The sequence below is a fragment of the Gluconobacter japonicus genome, from assembly GCF_002723975.1.
Taxonomy (GTDB): Bacteria; Pseudomonadota; Alphaproteobacteria; order Acetobacterales; family Acetobacteraceae; genus Gluconobacter; species Gluconobacter japonicus.
Map to the genome: position 1 here is coordinate 61,124 of NZ_BEWO01000014.1, position 16,884 is coordinate 78,007.

Consider the following 16,884-nt stretch of genomic DNA (forward strand, 5'->3'; position numbering starts at 1 on the left):
CTTTTTGTTTTCAGGGTGCGATCTGTCTGAGCTGACTTCTTTATGGTGTGGTGGGCAAAGACGGATTTTTCAGGACGTCGATGAATGCTCTCAGGGCTTTCGGCATCTGTCTGCGGCCTGGGTAGTACAGAAAGAATGGTTCTGCGGAAGGAAGCCAGTCTCGCAGGATTGGGCGGAGTTTGTCCTGCATCATCGCTGGTTGTGCCAGAGCGTCATAGACATAGGCGCATCCTGCTCCCTGAATGGCGGCAGCGAGCATAAGGTCGTCATCATCAACCATGAGGGATGATGGGACCCTGATACTGAACGGAGTGCCCTTTTCTTCGAACTCCCAGGCATAGCATCGGCCACTTGGAAAACGTCGTCCGATACAAAGATGATCTTTCAGGTCACGGGGGGAGACGGGCGTACCCTTGCGAGCCAGATAGGCGGGTGAGGCAACGACGACGAAAGGTTGGGGTGGCCCGACGGGAAGGGCAATCATGTCGGCGGCTACGCTGTCACCAAATCGGATACCGGCGTCGAAGCCTTCTGCCACGATGTCGATCAGGCGTTCTTCCGTGACAATCTCCAGACTGATTCTGGGATATCGAAGGGTGAACTCCGCAAAGTGCATTGCGAGCAGACGTGCGGCAGGGCGCGGGACATTGATCCGTAAAGTGCCTGTGGGTGTGTCCTGCAGGATGCGTAGATCCTGTATGGCCTGATCAATATCCTGGAAGGCGGGTTGGAGCGTTTGGAGAAGGTGTTCTCCTGCCTCGGTGGGCATCACGCTGCGGGTGGTGCGATTGAGAAGGCGCAGGCCCAGCTTTTCTTCCAGCGCTTTGATGGCGTGGCTTAAGGCTGAGGGAGAGACGTTGCGCAACTCTGCAGCTTTGCGAAAACTCCGCTGTCGGGCGACGTCAATAAAAATATCTAGTTCATGAAAATCTGGTTTCATTCGTGAATGTTATTCATGAACTCATGAAGGAGACAATGGTTTATCAGGACAGTGGGTTTTGCAGATAGTGACGTTCGAACATAAAACGGAAGCCTGTTATGAAACGCCGCTTACTCGGAACGTCCGGATTGGAAATCTCGGCCATTGGCCTTGGTACCTGGGCGATTGCTGGTCCTGGTTGGGAGTTCGGCTGGGGCGCACAGGATGATGCGGATAGTCTGGCAACGCTGGAATATGCCGTGGATCAGGGTGTGAACTGGATCGACACGGCGGCTGTATATGGTCTTGGCCATGCTGAGACAGTTGTCGGGCAACTGCTGAAACGCTTTCCGCCCTCCCGTCGTCCGCTGGTTTTTACCAAAGGTAGTCTGGTTTGGGACGAGAAGACTCGGGAAATTACGCATTCTCTTTCGCCAGCATCGCTGAGGCGGGAGGTTGAAGACAGTTTGCGGCGACTGGGAACGGAAGCTATCGACCTGTACCAGATTCATTGGCCCTCTTTTCCACCGGGTGGACCAGATGAAGGTCTGGAAGATGCTCTGCTGGCTTTGCATCACCTGAAGGCCGAAGGAAAAATCCGGGCGATTGGGGTTTCCAATTTTGATGTGCCGCAGTTACGGCGTGCCCTGGCCGTAACATCCATTGCCTCCCTTCAGCCACCTTATTCAGCGCTGATGCGGGATGTGGAGACGGAGATTCTGCCGTTCTGCGCAGCCATGGATATTGGTGTTCTCCCTTATTCGGTTCTGCAATCGGGTCACACCTGCAGCCATCGCCATTGCATGGGTTTTGCGTCGAACCGAGGTTACGGGAGCAATTCTTGGGGCACGGCGCCCGGATCAGGTTGATGATCTGCTTCGGGGAACCGAGATACAGCTTACGGCTGCTGAAATTGCTTTGATTGCGTCCTCTCTTCCGACTGGAACAGGCACCAATGTTCCAGATTCTCAAAGCTGAAAGTATTATAGAATACGGCATACACGAACACTTGCGATCTTTCTGATCACCAATCCGCTACTATGGCCGGTATATGTCACGAAAGGGGGATTGGTGATGCTGGGTATTTCAACATTGTGCTTTACTGTCGCGGTGATTGCAGGGACCTGGCTGGGGATTAATGTCCTGCAGGGGCGACGGCCGCTTCGGGTTATGAAGCCAATCCATGTCGGGGCTGCGCTGATTGGTTCAATCTTTATGGTGATCGCGCTGGCTCAGGGGCAACGGGAACTCATGCTGAATGTCGCGCTTGCGATTGCCGTGATAGCGTTCGGTGTTTTGATGAGTTGGGCGCGGAAGCAGGGTTATCTGGTTGCACCACTCTATGTCTGCCATATTCTTCTGGCAGTGCTGTTTTACCTGTCTCTTGTTTCCGTCACACTGTTCCCGAATTTCTGAAGAAGACCAGAAACGGAAATGTCTCTGAAGGAGGCATTTCCGTTTTGTCGTGTCACGGAGTCTCGGGAGTTGGCTGAGGGCCAGTGTCATTGGCAACATGAAACTGCATGGCGTTGCCGGGTGGCGTTGTGGTGTAGGCGGTGGGTGTGTAGAATTTGACGCCTTCCTCTGCAAAACGGTTCGTCACGATACGGTTGAACTCGCGTTTGACTTTCCATTTCATCATGGGTGTCGTGCGGATGCTGCCGATCAAGGTTGCGCCGCCACTATCGCTCTGGTCCACGCCGAGATCTGTATAGTCGGACAGGATCATTGGGCCAAAGACCGGATCGGCACGCATTTCCTTAACAGCTTTGGACATGATGGCTGAGACGCGTGGCAGATCTTCGGACAGGTCAAGCTGTTGCTTGATGACGATCTGGTTGTAACCACGGGCCGTATTGGCGATTGAAGATACGGATGAGAACGGGATGATGTGCAGATCACCCGTGATGTCACGCACTTTCACGGTTCGAATGGAAAGATTTTCCACAGTGCCTGAAACGCCGCCTGTGGTGACCCAGTCGCCGACCTGAATAGCGTCCTCCACCAGCATGAAGAAGCCGGTGATAAAGTCCTTCACAAGGCTCTGGGAGCCGAAGGCGATCGCTGCACCAAGAATACCGGCACCTGTCAGAAGCGGAGTGACGTTGATCCCGATCTGGGACAGGGTCGTGACGGCGACGATGATGATGATGATGGCCAGAAGCACTGTACGGATGATTGGCAGAACCGTCCGGAGGCGTGTTGCGCGGGAGCGTTGACCGGATGTTTCGAAGGACGTCAGTTGGTGGTTGAGAACGAGATTGACCACTTCCCAGATGGCTGCAGCAACGGTGACGGCAATCAGCAGGGTCAGAACCGTGTCGGTCAGGCGTCGTCCCAACGCATTACGGATAAAGAAGCCGAAAGTTGGCAGACCCCAGGCTTCTGTCATGGCTACGAGGGTTAGAAATAAAATGGCACCCGTCAGAATGGCGCGTGCTGCGGGATAGTAGCGGTCTGCCCGCTTCTGGAGTTCGGGGAAGCGTTCTTCAAGCTGCGGGTTGACCCGAAAGAAACGGTCCTGAAGGCCATAGGCGAGAACGGCGCCAAGGCGGGAAAACACCAGAACGGCAATGGTTGTTCCGGTTGTTTTCAGAATCCAGGCGTAGCCGCCCTGAAGATGGGCAGCCCAGACGATCCAGAGGGAAATATCCAGGAACATCGCTGGCACCCACCACAGCCGGGTAATGGCGGCAATGACGGTCCACATGCCGGTTTTCTTGCCAAGTGTGCTGGGTTGAAGGGCACGACTGACAATGTGCCGGATACGCCAGATAAAGGCGGCAATCAGGATATGCTCAACCAGAACCACCCCACGGATCATGGCGTCCGTACCGCGTGGGGTCAGATTGAATTGCGCTCCCAGTTCCGACAGGCAGATGACGATAGCGGGGGCCGCAACCAGAACATTCCACCAGCGGGTGACCATGAAGGCTGTAGGGTTGCTGGCGGGAAGAAGGCGAATGGTTGGTGAGCGGGGTGTGAATGCTGTTTCAACCAGAAGGTAAAGACCGCGGGCACCAGCGTAGGAATAGGCCAGTGTCAGGATAACGTTTGCTGTGCGGTCACTGATGGGCAGAACCCAAATGGAAGGAACGGTCACGGCTAAAAAAGCCAGAACTGGCACAGTTTTTAGAACGAGATGGAGGAAAGAATAGGGGATACGGGCCAGAAAGCGCAGGGTTTCCACCTGTCTGCGCTGGTCTTCCGCGCGGGTCTGGCTTGAATTGCTGGTGGGGGCTTCCGCTGTAATTTCCGCGTCTGTTTCGAGGGGCTGGCGAGCGTTGCGCGTTTCCTGTGCCTGTGCCTTCTGGGTGGTTGCCAGAAGCGGATTTCGGAGCATCAGCGCGACGACACGTTCTACGGCAAGCCCGCAGGCGATAACAATGAAGGCAATTCCGAAGGCATGGAGGATTGGCGCGCGTGTTTCGGGGGTAGAAAGCTGCGTGCGAAACCAGTGTCCAACGAGACCTAGATCTTTGAAGAGATTCAGAAAGTTGTGGACATACCCCATGGACTGGGTTCGGACACTGTTGAATCCGTTGCCGATTTCCGGGGAGACTTCCGGAAGTGTTTTCGTGTCTGTAGATGGCGCGCTGGCCGCAGGTGTTTCTTTGATGCCGCGAGCCATGAGGGACAGCGTGTGTGTGAAGGCGTCACGCTGCTTGGGGTCGTTCAGAACATTCAGGAGCTGTTGTGCTTCCTGCGCGGAGAGCGGAGCCGTTGTGGTGGCCTGAGGTGCAGTCTTGGTGGCTGGTGCTTCTGCGTGAGCCGAAGGGATCGCGAACAAAGCCGTCAGAAAGATCAGGAAGGCCATGAAGGAATGGTGGTTCCTTCGAAGGGGTGTCCATGACGGAGCGGGCCGTGAAGGGGAACACATCGCTCTGGAATGTCCTTGTATACCGTGGAGCCGGAGCAGTCCGGGGAAAGGGAAACGGGTGTGTCGCGTCTGCGCGCACCATTGTCAGCAGGAGTGCCACAGGACAGGGCCTTCTGTCCAAAACGTGATGCTCTATTCTGCTGCTTCCAGTGGATCTGTTGTGGTGCCAGCCAGACGCTCGTTTGCTTCAAGAGCTTCGAGGGCATCGGCATGTTCGATTCCCCAGAGATAAAGTTGCTCGATAGGCTCTACGAAAATTTTCCCGAGCGGTGTCAGGCTGTAGTCCACGTTTGGGGGCATGATCTGGTGGATCTCGCGGCTGACGAGTCCTTTGTCTTCCAGTTCTCGCAGGGTCTGGGTCATCATTTTTTTTGAGAGGCCCGGGATGCTGCGCTGAAGCTGTCCGGGGCGGGAATGGCCACCCAGAAGATGCAGCGTGTGGAGGATCATGGTGGTCCATTTTCCGCTGAAAAGTCTCAAAACTCTTCTTGGGGCGCAGTCTTCGTCGAAGGGGGCCTGTCGGTAGTGTGCAGGCAGAGAACGGGTCATTTTATGGGAACCTTTTGGTATCCAGGGCACAATACGGTGCCGTCTGGAAGTCTGTTCGCCAAGGGGTCAAATGGAGGGCGAACCACTTTTCCGGAGAGGAGACCCTGATGTCCCGGATTGCTCTTGTTGTTGGATCGACAGGGATTGTCGGTCAAAATCTGGCTGCCCGTCTCGTGGCAGAAGGCTGGACGGTCTATGGGCTGGCCCGGCGCCCCCGGCATGATATGGCGGGTGTTCTGCCGATTGAGGCGGATTTGCTGGATCTGCAAAATCTGAAATTGGCTCTGAAGACTTTGACGCCTACGCATGTTTTCTTCTGCTCCTGGCTCAGACAGGAGACGGAAGAAGAGAATTGCCGGGTCAACTCAGCGATGGTTCGGAATATATTTGAGGCGCTTCCTGCTCCGGAAAAGCTGGAGCATGCAGCCCTGATAACGGGCATGAAGCACTATCTTGGTCCCTTTGAGGCTTATGCTTCCGGTGAACCCCCTCAGACGCCTTTCCGTGAAGAGATGCCGCGACTTCCGCTGGCGAATTTCTATTACGATCAGGAAGACGTGCTGTATGCGGCTGCAGAGAAATATGGCTTCTCCTGGAGCGTGCATCGCCCGCACACCATTATCGGTTATGCGGTCGGGAATGCGATGAACATGGGTAGCACGCTGGCCGTTTATGCGACGATCTGCCGTGAAACAGGGCGCCCGTTTGTCTTCCCCGGTTCCGATGTTCAGTGGAACAGCCTGACGGATCTGACAGATGCGCGTCAGTTGGCGCGACAGCTGCTCTGGGCTTCGACGTCTGAAGGTGGTCGTAATGAGGCGTTTAATGTCGTCAATGGAGATGTGTTCCGTTGGAAGTGGCTCTGGCCACGTTTGGCGGCTTGGTTCGGGCTGGAAGCAGCGCCTTATCCGGGTCATGCGACATCTCTTGAAGACATCCTGTCTCAGGATGGAGAACTCTGGGCGCAGATCAGTGAGACGTATGGACTGGCTGAGGGGCGGATGGATCGTCTTGTTTCCGCTTGGCACACGGACGCGGATCTGGGGCGGCCTGTCGAGTGTGTGACGGATCTTTCCAAGAGCCGTCTGGCGGGTTTTGAGGGGTGGCAATACACGCCGGACTCGTTCTTCGATCTGTTCGAACGTTTGCGGGCTGAAAAACTGATTCCCTGAGGGAGACGGCGTAAAAACAGGATTTAATTAGTCCTGTTTTACGAAAAGGCGCTGTTTTCTCTGACACAGAGTGTTATGCAGGCTGTCCTGTTTTGTCCTGAGGGAATGAGACTGCCTTGCGTCGCGTATTAAGTCTGTTGGCCCTGCTAGCGGTAGGGATATGTGGTCTGGGAACCAGTGAGCCGTCTTTTGCGACAGAAAGCCCTGCGGTGGCTTCTGCCAATGATACGGCAACGCTGGTCACGGACAGGGATGCCGTTAGTCCGGATCAGAAGCTGCGGGTTGGGTTGAGACTTCAGCTCAAGCCTGGCTGGCACACATACTGGCTCAATCCCGGCGATGCAGGCGACACACCGACACTCGATGTGACGGCGCAGGGCAGCGCGACCGGCAAGACATCCACGATTCACTGGCCGATGCCTGTGCGTCTGAGCGAGGGCGGTCTTATGTCCTACGCTTATGTCGGGGATGTGTTGCTCCCTGCTGATCTGGCGCTGCAGGGGACAGGACCAACGACGCTGCACGCCCATGCTGAATGGCTTGTCTGCGCGGAAGTCTGCATCCCCGAAAGTGGTGACTTCACGTTGAACCTTCCCGCTGCGGAAGGGGCCGCCCCTGCTGGGGCACAGGCGGGTCTGTTTCAGGCTGTTGATGCGAAGATGCCAATTCCGTCTCCGTTCGAGGCGAAAGTGTCTGCGGATGGACTTTTGACGCTGGAGGGCAAAGGTCTGTCTTCTGCGGCGGTTTCCGATGCGTGGTTCCTGCCTGCTGAGGGAGGGGTAATCGATCAGGTCGCATCTCAGCCTTTCAAGGTGAAAGACGGACTGCTGTCCTTGCAGTTGAAATTCCTGAAGACGGCTCATCGTGATCAGCCCCTTAAAGGGTTGGTCGTTCTGAAAGATGAGGCGGGACAGGAAAGCCCGATCGAAATTTCAGCAAGTCAAACAGTTGGTGCGGTTGCGGTCGTTCCGAACACTTCGTCCGCGCCTGTGTCTGCGGATGCCGTTCCGACAGGTGCAGGTTGGCTACGGGTTCTGGCTTTTGCTTTCGTCGGTGGCCTGATCCTGAACCTCATGCCCTGTGTTTTCCCGGTTCTGGCCATGAAAGCCCTGTCTCTGGCCAGAATGGGCGGAGTAGGACGTAGTGTGCATCTTCAGAGTGCTTTCTTTTACACGCTGGGCGTAACGGGGGCGTTTGCTGCTCTTGGAATCGTCATGATCGGGCTGCGCATTGCGGGGTCTGCGGCCGGGTGGGGTTTCCAGTTCCAGTCTGCCGGGTTTGTGGTGGGTGTTTGCTGGTTGCTGTTCGGCATGGCGCTCAATCTGCTGGGCGTTTTTGAAATCAGTGCAGGGCGTCTGGCGCAGTTGCATCCTCATGGCGCAGGTCATGCGGGTGATATGCTGACGGGCCTTCTGGCTGTGATTGTTGCAACACCTTGTACCGCTCCATTCATGGGCGTTGCCATTGCAGGGGCCCTGGGCGGACCGCCTTTGATGGGGCTTCTCGTGTTCCTGTCGATGGGGCTTGGCTTGGCCGCGCCTTATGTTCTGGTGGCGAGCGTTCCGGGGTTGGCGTCCCGGATGCCGAAGCCGGGGGCCTGGATGGGTGTGTTGAAACAGGCTTTGGCCTTCCCGCTGCTTGCGACCTGCGTGTGGCTTCTGTGGGTTGCGACGATCGAGCGTGGCACGAATTTCGTTGTGGTTGCTGGCGGTGGGCTGGTGCTGCTGGGTTTTGCCGCCTGGATTTATGGAATGGGGCAGCATCGGGCGATGCGCGAAGGTGGACGCGGAACGGTCCTGTTCTGCCGGGTCGTGGCTGTACTGTGCATGGTTGTCTGCGGGGGGGGGCTGGCGCGGAGTCTGGCCGAGCCGGTTTCCGCTGCTTCGACGACAATGACCTCTGCGGATAATCTTATTCAGCCGTTTTCGGACAAGGCCCTTGCTGATCTGAGGGCTGACGGAAAGCCTGTCTTTGTGGATATGACAGCGTCCTGGTGCATTACCTGTATGGTGAACGAGCGTGTGGCTTTGGATACTGCATCCGTTCGTCAGGCGTTTTCCGAACGACATGTTGCGTATCTCAAGGGAGACTGGACGAACCGGGATGCTGGTATTTCAGCCTATCTGAAGGAGCATGGGCGAGATGGGGTGCCACTGTATGTGTATTATCCGCCGAAGCATGGTGCGGAAGTTGTTCTGCCCCAGATCCTGACGCCGCGTATGGTTCTGGATATTATTGGTCACTGATTGTTCTGTTGAGCCCGGATATTGAAAAAGCCCTGCTTTCTGGGGAAGCAGGGCTTTTTTTGTTCAGCGATTGGTGTGGCGTGGGTCGTCCTGCGGGTTGACGTAGGTCATGGTGAATGGACCTGTGCCCGAGACCTGCACGATGGCACCCTGGGTTCCGGCTTTAAGGGCGTGTGGGACATTGGGAGGCAGATGGACGAAGCCGCCTGCCGTCAGAACCTTGTCCTGATCGGCTGTGATAGTCGGGCCGATATAGTGGTGGATGCTGCCACCGAGAACAGTCAGCATTTCGTCCATATTGTGGGTATGGGGCGGGATGACAGAGCCTGCCGGGATCATGACGCGCAGGGTGAATGGTCCGGCTTTGTCAGCGGAGCCATAGAGGAAAGACAGGCGCGTTCCGCTTGGGAACATGGGCGGTGCTGGTTGCCAAGCTACGGCGTCGGCGCCCGGAATGATGCGAACGTCGTTGCCCGTCTGCGCGAGGGCGGAGCCTCCTGCCAGAGTGCAGATCAAGGCTGCGGCAGAGAGTGTCCTGAAGGAAAACATTGTCTGTTCCTCATGTATGCTGGCGTGTGCCTGTCGCTCCTAACGCGGAGGCCGACCTGCCGTTCAGCATCTGGATGAGGTGTTATGTTTCCAGGGGCGCCAGGAAGGTTTTTTCGACTTCGGCAATGACCAGCCGTGCGGCGCCAGAAAGCTGACGGGCCTGATCGACGCAGAGGGCCAGCGTCAGGGGGGAGACATCCCTGTTGGAGATGGGAACGAATGTCAGTTCTCCGCTGGTTACTTCTTTCATGACATCCAGCATGCTGAGAATGCCCAATCCCACACCTTCCAGAACCAGAGACTTAATCATCTGGATATTGTCGGATGAGGCGACAGGCTGAACGCTGACATTGCTGTCGATTTCCAGAATTTCGATTTGTCTTTGCAGGGCGAGTGGCTGCTGAGGCATGACCATTGGGTATTCTGCACAGATGCTGAATCGTGCGTTTTTCTGCTGGGCTACAGGGTGGTCAGGGAGGCAGATGAAGCCGAGCGGGTAATCGATATGGGTCCGGACAAGCAGCCCGCGGGCCTGTGTAGGGTTGAGGAGAAGTGCGAAGTCCACTTCCCCATTGATGAGTGCCTGTTGGATGACGGCATTGTCCAGAACATGCGTGCAGATTGTAATGCCGGGGTGGCTTTTGCGCAGGTCTTTCAGGATGCGCGGGAGGAAGCCTGTTGTCAGGGCATCTGGCAGGGCAATATCGACCTGGCCCCGTCTTAGTCCGCGCATGTCTTCAAGTTGTGTGCGGACTTCCTGCATTTCCCGCGTCCACTGCTTGCCGTTTGTATAGAGAAGCTCTCCAGCCGCTGTCAGACGCAGGCCGCTGGGTAGGCGCTCGAAAAGCGGGGTGCCGAGAGCTTCCTCACCGTGAAGGATTTGTCGGTCGATGGCAGATGCCGCGATCCTGAGATGTTCGGAGGCCTTCCGGATTGAGCCGTATTGGGCGACGGACAGAAAATAACGGAGGAAGCGTGAAAAAACCGGCATGAAGATACGCTCTTTTTTCGAGAACGGCAGGGACGTTTTTCTGAGATATACGAGAATACCCCTCTATGAAACACTTCAGAGAGGCAGGTAAATCCTGTCATTTTGACACAGGAAGAAACTCTGGTCATTTTTTATGAAAGACCACGATCCTGTGCCTGTTCTTTAGGATAAGAGACTCATGACCCTTTCCCCCTCCCTGACTGACGGCCTGGTCACCCTTTCGGCGCAGGTTCATAAGGATCTGGCGAAGATCAGGTATGCGACGGGAAACTGGAATATTCCGGTTCAGAAAGATGGGGAAGACGTTCTGGATGTTGCCATTATCGGCGGCGGGCAGGGCGGTCAGACGGCCTGTTTCGGGTTGCGTCGTCAGGGTGTTACGAATGTGCAGATTTTCGAGCGGGCATCGAAGGGTGGGGAAGGCCCGTGGGTGACGTTTGCCCGGATGATTACGCTACGGACGCCAAAACATGTCACGGGGCCGGATCTGGGTATTCCAAATCTGACGCCGCAGTCCTGGTATGAAGCGCGGTATGGCAAGGAGGCCTGGCAGTCGCTCGACAAGATTTCGCGGCACGACTGGCAGTCTTATCTGGACTGGGTGCGTGATACGCTTGAGCTGCCGGTCGTCAACGACCAAGAACTGGTGCATGTGGAGTGGACGGAGGGCCTTCTGCGCCTGACATTCCGGAACGCTGCCGGTGTCGAGACGAAGCGTTGGGCGCGTCGGATGGTTCTGGCCACGGGGATTGATGGTGGGGGCGCATGGTTCGTCCCGCCGTTCATTTCGGAGAACCTTCCGAAGTCGGTTTATGCCCATACGCATGAAACCATTGATTTCGACGCTCTGAAGGGCAAGCGGATCGGCGTTCTGGGTGCTGGTGCGTCTGCGTTCGACAATGCTGCGACGGCGTTGGAATCCGGTGTGGGGCGTGTGGATCTGTGTTTGCGCCGTACGAAAATTCCAGCGATCAACCCGTACCGCTGGATGGAAAATGCGGGCTTTCTTGCACATTTTTCAGAACTGCCGGACCTGACCCGCTGGCGCTTCATGCGCTGTATTTACAATCTGAACCAGCCGCCGCCGCAGGATACGTTCTGGCGCTGTCGCAAGCATGAGAACTTTGCGTTTCATCCGGGGACGCCGTGGAATTCTGCGCGGATGGAGGGTGACGAGGTTGTGGTCGAAACGCCGAATGGCGAGATGCGCTTTGACTTCCTCATTATTGGAACAGGTTTTTCGATTGATCTGAAGCACCGCCCGGAAACGCAGGATTTTGCGGACTCCGTCATGCTGTGGAGCGACCATTTCACGCCGCCGGAAGGGGAGGAAAGCACGCTTCTGTCCAGCCACCCGTATCTAGGTCAGCGCTTTCAGTTCCTGCCGAAAGATCAGGCTGATCCGAAGGCACCGATGCTGGCGGCAATCTACAATTTCACGTTTGCGTCCATGCCCAGCATGGGTCTTTCAGGGGCTTCCATCAGCGGTATGCGCTTCGGGGTTGAGAAGCTGACACGTGGTATTGCGCGTGATTTGTTTGTTGAGGATGGTGAGAAACATCTGGAAAGTCTGCTGGCCTACGACACGGAAGAGCTGATCAGCCTTGATCCGCCAACAGTTTGAGGGGGAGGCAGCCCGGATGAGCACGAATACCTATCCCCGTGACATGATCGGCTATGGCCGGACTCCGCCTGATCCGAAATGGCCGGGTGGGGCGCGGATCGCGGTTCAGTTCGTCATCAACTATGAAGAGGGTGCTGAAAACTCGGTCCTGCATGGCGATGCAGGGTCTGAGGCTTTCCTGTCTGAAATGGTTGGGACGAAGTCCATCGTGGGCGCGCGTTGTGCGCAGATGGAAAGCCTTTACGAATATGGGAGTCGCGTTGGTTTCTGGCGTTTGCAGCGCCTGTTTGAAAAGGCTGGCATGACCACAACCGTTTTCGGTGTGGCCAAAGCTTTGGCGCGCAACCCGGATGCTGTGGCGGCCATGAAGGAAAGCGGCTGGGAAATTGCCACGCACGGTCTGCGCTGGATCGATTATCAGGACTTCCCGGAAGACGTGGAGCGCGAGCATATTCGCGAGGCAATTGCGCTTCATACCGAAGTGGTCGGGGAACGCCCGTTTGGGTGGTATCAGGGGCGCACCAGCCCGAATACGGCCCGGTTGGTCGTGGAGGAAGGCGGCTTTGTTTATGATGCCGATTCCTATGCGGATGATCTTCCCTATTACGATCGCACCCATGGCAAGCCGCAGTTGATCGTCCCTTACACGCTTGATGCCAATGACATGAAGTTTGCGGCGCTCAACGGCTTTACCGAGGGTGACCAGTTCTTCCGGTATCTGCGAGATGCGTTCGACATGCTGTACGCAGAAGGGGGGCGTATGATGTCGATTGGGCTTCATTGCCGTCTGGCCGGTAAGCCTGCGCGTGCCTTGGCTCTTCAGCGTTTTCTTGAGCATGTCGCGTCCCATGAAGATGTCTGGGTAGCTTCTCGCCTTGATATTGCGCGGCACTGGATGAGTGTGCACCCTGCATGAAGATTTCTGATGTAAATGCCATGACGGCGGATGTTTTCGTCCAGACGTTTGGTGGACTTTACGAACATTCGCCCTGGGTGGCTGAAGGGGCTCTGGCAGCGCGGCCATTTGCGGATGTGGACGTCATGCTTGCGACGTTTTCTGACGTTGTGCGGAATGCGGGCGAGGAGGCTCAGTTGGCACTGGTTCGGTCGCATCCTGAGCTTGGTCATCGTGCGGGAGTGGATCCGGATCTGACGGCGGAGTCCGCATCTGAGCAGGCCTCTGCCGGGCTGGATCGTCTGACGCCTGCGGAATACGAGCGGTTCAAGAGCCTGAATGCGGCCTATGGGACAACTTTTTCCATGCCGTTTGTGATCTGCGTGCGTAAAGTCGCAGCGCCGGGTCAGGTGGCCAAGACGGTCATCATGGATGAAATGGAACGTCGTCTGGGCGGGACGCCCGAGGCGGAGCTGAAGGAAGCCCTCTCGCAGATTGATGCGATTGCAGGGCTGAGACTGAAAGATCTGGTGACATCATGAGCTCATTATCCACGCATATTCTGGATACGGTCTCGGGCCGTCCGGCGGCCGGGGTGTCTTTCCGGCTTTTTCAGGAAGATGCTGTTCTTTTCGAAGGCGTGACGGACCACGATGGGCGTTGTCCTGCTTTGCGGGAGATTCCGCTGGAGCGCGGCACCTATCGTCTGGAGTTCGAGATTGGTGCGTATTTCCGGGCGGCCGGACATGTGTTGTCTGATCCGCCTTTTCTGGATGTTGTCCCGATTGTGTTCGGTCTGGGTGAGGGCACGCATGCACATGTGCCGCTTTTGGCTGCGCCTTATGGATATTCCACATATCGTGGAAGCTGAGACCTGATGGCGTCTGATACTTGTGCAGTTCATCCGGTTGACGAGAAGCTTCCTCTCTGGCGATTGGGGGCTTATGGCTTCCAGCATATTCTTGCGTTCTATTCAGCAGCGGTGATTGTCCCGATCCTCGTGGCGGGTGCTTTGCGCCTGCCACAGGAAACGCTGATTCATTTGATTGATGCGGATCTGTTTACCTGCGGGATTGCTTCCCTGTTTCAGTCAGTCGGGTTTGGACCGGTTGGTGTTCGTCTGCCGCTTCTGCAAGGTGTGACGTTTACGGCCGTTGGGCCGATGATTGCGATTGGGTCGGCTGTTGGTGGCGGAACGCCGGGATTGTTGTCGATCTATGGATCGGTGATTGTGGCGGGGATCGTCAGTCTGCTCATCGCACCATATTTTGCGAAGCTGGTTCGGTTTTTTCCACCTGTCGTGACGGGGTCGATCATTCTCGTGATTGGTCTGGCGCTTTTGCCCGTGGCCGCCAATGACATTGTGTCCGGCCATGGACCGGGGATAGTGCAGGACCGGGTTCCGCTGCGGAGTCTGGGTTACGGGCTGGGGACATTGGCGAGTATTCTGGCCGTGCAGCGTCTGTTTCGTGGGTTCATTTCAACGATTGCCGTGTTGATTGGGCTTTGCATTGGCACATTGGCGGCGTGGCTGATGGGCGATGCCCATTTTGGAGGCGTGGTGTCTGCGCCGCTGGTGTCCATTACCCAGCCGTTTTTCTTTGGAACGCCGGTTTTTCACGTGGTGCCAATCCTCTCCATGGTGATCGTCATGGTCATCACCATGGTTGAGACGATTGGCAATGTGTATGCGACGGGCGAAATCGTCGGGAAAACCATTACACGCGAAGATATTGCGAGGACCCTGCGGGCTGATGGCATTGCAACGCTGCTGGGTGGCGTCTTCAATTCCTTTCCCTACACCTGCTTTGCTGAAAATGTCGGTCTGGTCCGAATGACGGGTGTGAAGAGCCGCTGGGTTGTGGCGTCTGCGGCTGTCATCATGATGTTGCTTGGGTGTCTGCCAAAACTCGGGGCGATTGTAGCGGCTGTTCCGTCACCCGTTCTGGGGGGGGCGGCACTGGCGATGTTTGCGACAGTGGCAGTGGTTGGTGTGCAGACGCTGACGCGGGTGGATTTCAACCGTCAGAGCAATGTCATCATTGTAGGAACCAGTATCGGGCTTGGAATGTTGGCGACGGCACAGCCTCATATTTCGGATACGTTCCCGGCCTGGGCGCAAATTGTCTTTGGGAGTGGCATTACGCTCGGGGCTCTGTCCGCGATCTTTCTGCACCTGCTGTTCAATGTGCGCCGGACTTTGGCGGTTGATCCGGATGCTGAAATTGTGCCGGCAGATCTGCCGGATGAGCGGATTTTGATGGGATTGCCCGTTGAGGCGCGGAAAAGCGAAGAAACTGAGGCTCAACGGCGGTTTGGGTAAGACGTCAGCCGGGATTTCAATCCCGGCTATGTAGCTTCCGCCCCGCGATATATGTAGCCTGAACGCTTCGGTCATCACCCAGCATGGTTAGGGCAAACAGGATATCGGACAGGCTTTCGGCCGTCTGAGCCCGGATCTTTCCCAATGGTGTAGCTGAGGGATCAAACACGCAGAGATCGGCGTGCAGGCCGGGCTTGATGGTTCCAATCTGGTGTTCCAGACCAAGAGACTGTGCGCCGCCAGCTGTAGCCAGCCACAGACCCTGTGCGGGATGGAGTTTTGTTCCCAGTCCTTGCGCGACCTTGTAGCCGTCTGACAGGACCTGAAGGAGCGAGAGGGAAGGCCCGGCTCCAACGTCGCTTCCAATGCCGACTTTGACTCGGCGTTCTGGTTTCAGGGCGTTGAACAGTGGGAAAGAGCCGCTTCCCAGGAACTGGTTGGAACCGGGACAGTGCGCAATGGAACAGCCGGTGTCATGGCAGCGCTGGAAGTCTTCTTCCTGTGCATGTACCCCGTGCGCCAGAATGGCGCGGGGACGGAGCAGACCCGCTTTATCGTACACGTCCAGATAGGAAGTGCGGTTTGGGAAGAGCTCCTTGACCCATTCGATTTCGGACTGGTTTTCAAGCAGGTGCGTCTGCATGAACAGGTCGGGCCGTGTGCCCAGAAGTGAACCGGCCAGATCAAGCTGTTCGGGGGTGCTGGTGGGCGCAAAACGCGGCGTAACAGCGTAGAGTTGACGGCCACGACCGTGCCAGCGTTCGATGAGTGCAGCGGACTGGTCATAGCCTGACTGGGCCGTGTCCCTCAGGTTATCCGGGGCGTTCCGGTCCATCAGAACCTTGCCTGCAATCATACAGGTATTGAGGCGCTCGGACTCTTCGAAGAAAGCTTCTACGGATTCCGGGTGAACCGTGCAGTATACGGCTGCTGTTGTGGTTCCGACGCGGAGCAGTTCTTTCAGGAAGGTTTGGGCAATCTGTCGGGCGTAGGTGATGTCGGCATAGCGGGCCTCGGCCGGAAAGACATAGGTTTCCAGCCATTCGAGAAGTTGCTCACCATAGGACGCAATCACGGGAAGCTGTGGGTAATGGACATGAGTGTCCACCATTCCGGCGGAAATCAGGTGGTTCGGATAATGATCGACAGGGATGCTCTGCGGGATCTGATCCTTCAGGTCATCCCAGGCGCCTGCGGCAGTAATAATGCCGTCCGTGCACAGGATCAGACCATCCGGCTGATATGTGACAGCCTCCATGGGATCAACTGTGAAGGGGTCTGCGTGGAAGGTCAGAAAGGGGCCGCGAATGGCAGTGTGATCGCTCATGGTGCTTTTCCTATCGCACAGCATCTACGATCAGGGAATGACTGTATGAAAGCAGAGTGATTTTGTTAAATGATCTGGGCGCTTTGAACGCGCATTCCAGTCGTCTCAAAGATACTTCCTGATATTTACAGAGGTTTTTCGTATTGGTTCTTCAACGGGTAAATCCTTGTCGACGGCTTTTTCGTTTAGATTTGACAATATTTTACTGTTTATCGAAACTGTACGAATTTTAAAGGCCGCAACAAGAGAAACGAACTTGTTTCTGGAGAATGTGTGGTGAGATTTGGAGGCGGCGTTACTGATGTCTGATGTGACTTCTGTGCCTGTACAGTCTGCGGAGACGTCGACACTGGCCCCTTCTGCTGTGCAGAGTCCCTCTCCGGAAGGGGAAGCAACCGAGAAGAGCCCG

At 56.2% G+C, this 16,884-nt stretch carries 15 protein-coding genes and 1 pseudogene; 9 read left to right on the top strand and 7 right to left on the bottom strand.

The annotated features are described in order from the left end of the window. Positions 1-40: 40 nt before the first annotated feature. The gene (locus tag GJA01_RS10455; RefSeq protein ID WP_062503765.1) at positions 41-940 is read right to left on the bottom strand and encodes a LysR family transcriptional regulator; all 900 of its coding nucleotides are present in this window, start codon (positions 938-940) and stop codon (positions 41-43) included. A 98-nt stretch (positions 941-1,038) separates the two neighbouring features. On the opposite strand from GJA01_RS10455, the pseudogene GJA01_RS10460 reads away from it, so the two are divergent. Next, positions 1,039-1,897, top strand: a pseudogene (locus tag GJA01_RS10460) (aldo/keto reductase). Positions 1,898-1,993: 96 nt separating this feature from the next. After that, positions 1,994-2,335, top strand: coding sequence for a hypothetical protein (locus GJA01_RS10465; RefSeq protein ID WP_061931440.1), 342 nt, complete (start codon positions 1,994-1,996; stop codon positions 2,333-2,335). A gap of 52 nt (positions 2,336-2,387) precedes the next feature. On the opposite strand, the gene GJA01_RS10470 is transcribed toward GJA01_RS10465, so the two are convergent. Together GJA01_RS10470 and GJA01_RS10475 are read right to left on the bottom strand one after the other, a co-directional pair. Beyond that, positions 2,388-4,736 (bottom strand): mechanosensitive ion channel family protein, encoded by a 2,349-nt coding sequence (locus tag GJA01_RS10470; RefSeq protein ID WP_253783271.1) that lies wholly within the window; start codon positions 4,734-4,736, stop codon positions 2,388-2,390. Between the two features lie 195 nt (positions 4,737-4,931). Beyond that, positions 4,932-5,348, bottom strand: coding sequence for a winged helix-turn-helix transcriptional regulator (locus GJA01_RS10475; protein ID WP_062503763.1), 417 nt, complete (start codon positions 5,346-5,348; stop codon positions 4,932-4,934). Positions 5,349-5,455: 107 nt separating this feature from the next. Between GJA01_RS10475 and GJA01_RS10480 the strand changes: the two genes are divergently transcribed. Continuing rightward, a complete protein-coding gene (locus tag GJA01_RS10480) occupies positions 5,456-6,520 on the top strand; it encodes an SDR family oxidoreductase (protein ID WP_062503761.1) in 1,065 nt (354 codons plus the stop codon). A gap of 137 nt (positions 6,521-6,657) precedes the next feature. Beyond that, complete coding sequence (locus tag GJA01_RS10485) at positions 6,658-8,766, top strand: protein-disulfide reductase DsbD family protein (protein ID WP_082785258.1); 2,109 nt, start codon at positions 6,658-6,660, stop codon at positions 8,764-8,766. A 63-nt stretch (positions 8,767-8,829) separates the two neighbouring features. Here GJA01_RS10485 and GJA01_RS10490 read toward each other — a convergent pair whose 3' ends face one another. Both GJA01_RS10490 and GJA01_RS10495 read right to left on the bottom strand, forming a co-directional pair. Then, entirely contained in the window at positions 8,830-9,315 is a 486-nt protein-coding gene (locus GJA01_RS10490; protein WP_062503759.1) for a cupin domain-containing protein, read from the bottom strand. 82 nt (positions 9,316-9,397) lie between these two features. Beyond that, positions 9,398-10,306: a LysR family transcriptional regulator gene (locus GJA01_RS10495; RefSeq protein WP_062503757.1), complete on the bottom strand. Its 909-nt coding sequence runs from the start codon at positions 10,304-10,306 to the stop codon at positions 9,398-9,400. Positions 10,307-10,484: 178 nt separating this feature from the next. Here GJA01_RS10495 and GJA01_RS10500 point away from each other — a divergent pair, with 178 nt between their 5' ends. Genes GJA01_RS10500 through GJA01_RS10520 form a run of 5 tightly spaced genes read left to right on the top strand, consistent with a single transcriptional unit; the run spans position 10,485 to position 15,148 of the window. Next, a complete protein-coding gene (locus GJA01_RS10500; RefSeq protein ID WP_062503755.1) occupies positions 10,485-11,930 on the top strand; it encodes a flavin-containing monooxygenase in 1,446 nt (481 codons plus the stop codon). Between the two features lie 16 nt (positions 11,931-11,946). After that, positions 11,947-12,846 carry an allantoinase PuuE gene (puuE, locus tag GJA01_RS10505; RefSeq protein WP_062503754.1) on the top strand — a complete coding sequence of 300 codons (900 nt, stop codon included), beginning with the start codon at positions 11,947-11,949 and terminating at the stop codon, positions 12,844-12,846. Then, positions 12,843-13,367, top strand: a complete 525-nt coding sequence (gene uraD / locus GJA01_RS10510) for a 2-oxo-4-hydroxy-4-carboxy-5-ureidoimidazoline decarboxylase (RefSeq protein WP_062503752.1) — start codon at positions 12,843-12,845, stop codon at positions 13,365-13,367. The genes puuE and uraD overlap by 4 nt, the downstream gene beginning before the upstream one ends. Beyond that, the gene (gene uraH, locus GJA01_RS10515) at positions 13,364-13,696 is read left to right on the top strand and encodes a hydroxyisourate hydrolase (protein WP_062503751.1); all 333 of its coding nucleotides are present in this window, start codon (positions 13,364-13,366) and stop codon (positions 13,694-13,696) included. Before uraD ends, uraH begins: the two co-directional genes overlap by 4 nt. Before the next feature lie 6 nt (positions 13,697-13,702). Continuing rightward, the gene (locus GJA01_RS10520) at positions 13,703-15,148 is read left to right on the top strand and encodes a nucleobase:cation symporter-2 family protein (RefSeq protein ID WP_062503749.1); all 1,446 of its coding nucleotides are present in this window, start codon (positions 13,703-13,705) and stop codon (positions 15,146-15,148) included. A gap of 16 nt (positions 15,149-15,164) precedes the next feature. Here GJA01_RS10520 and guaD read toward each other — a convergent pair whose 3' ends face one another. Together guaD and GJA01_RS15400 are read right to left on the bottom strand one after the other, a co-directional pair. Beyond that, positions 15,165-16,475 carry a guanine deaminase gene (gene guaD, locus GJA01_RS10525; RefSeq protein ID WP_172794468.1) on the bottom strand — a complete coding sequence of 437 codons (1,311 nt, stop codon included), beginning with the start codon at positions 16,473-16,475 and terminating at the stop codon, positions 15,165-15,167. 105 nt (positions 16,476-16,580) lie between these two features. Continuing rightward, the coding region (locus tag GJA01_RS15400) for a hypothetical protein (RefSeq protein WP_218017416.1) at positions 16,581-16,884 on the bottom strand (304 nt) is incomplete at its 5' end.

What these genes read in the sequence shown, in the direction of transcription:
- uraH (WP_062503751.1), top strand. Translation starts at nt 13,364, where the DNA reads ATGAGCTCATTATCCACGCATATTCTGGATACGGTCTCGGGCCGTCCG.
- GJA01_RS10520 (WP_062503749.1), top strand. Translation starts at nt 13,703, where the DNA reads ATGGCGTCTGATACTTGTGCAGTTCATCCGGTTGACGAGAAGCTTCCT.
- GJA01_RS10490 (WP_062503759.1), bottom strand. Translation starts at nt 9,315, where the DNA reads ATGTTTTCCTTCAGGACACTCTCTGCCGCAGCCTTGATCTGCACTCTG.
- GJA01_RS10480 (WP_062503761.1), top strand. Translation starts at nt 5,456, where the DNA reads ATGTCCCGGATTGCTCTTGTTGTTGGATCGACAGGGATTGTCGGTCAA.
- GJA01_RS10465 (WP_061931440.1), top strand. Translation starts at nt 1,994, where the DNA reads ATGCTGGGTATTTCAACATTGTGCTTTACTGTCGCGGTGATTGCAGGG.
- GJA01_RS10455 (WP_062503765.1), bottom strand. Translation starts at nt 940, where the DNA reads ATGAAACCAGATTTTCATGAACTAGATATTTTTATTGACGTCGCCCGA.
- guaD (WP_172794468.1), bottom strand. Translation starts at nt 16,475, where the DNA reads ATGAGCGATCACACTGCCATTCGCGGCCCCTTTCTGACCTTCCACGCA.
- uraD (WP_062503752.1), top strand. Translation starts at nt 12,843, where the DNA reads ATGAAGATTTCTGATGTAAATGCCATGACGGCGGATGTTTTCGTCCAG.
- GJA01_RS10475 (WP_062503763.1), bottom strand. Translation starts at nt 5,348, where the DNA reads ATGACCCGTTCTCTGCCTGCACACTACCGACAGGCCCCCTTCGACGAA.
- puuE (WP_062503754.1), top strand. Translation starts at nt 11,947, where the DNA reads ATGAGCACGAATACCTATCCCCGTGACATGATCGGCTATGGCCGGACT.
- GJA01_RS10500 (WP_062503755.1), top strand. Translation starts at nt 10,485, where the DNA reads ATGACCCTTTCCCCCTCCCTGACTGACGGCCTGGTCACCCTTTCGGCG.
- GJA01_RS10470 (WP_253783271.1), bottom strand. Translation starts at nt 4,736, where the DNA reads ATGGCCTTCCTGATCTTTCTGACGGCTTTGTTCGCGATCCCTTCGGCT.
- GJA01_RS10495 (WP_062503757.1), bottom strand. Translation starts at nt 10,306, where the DNA reads ATGCCGGTTTTTTCACGCTTCCTCCGTTATTTTCTGTCCGTCGCCCAA.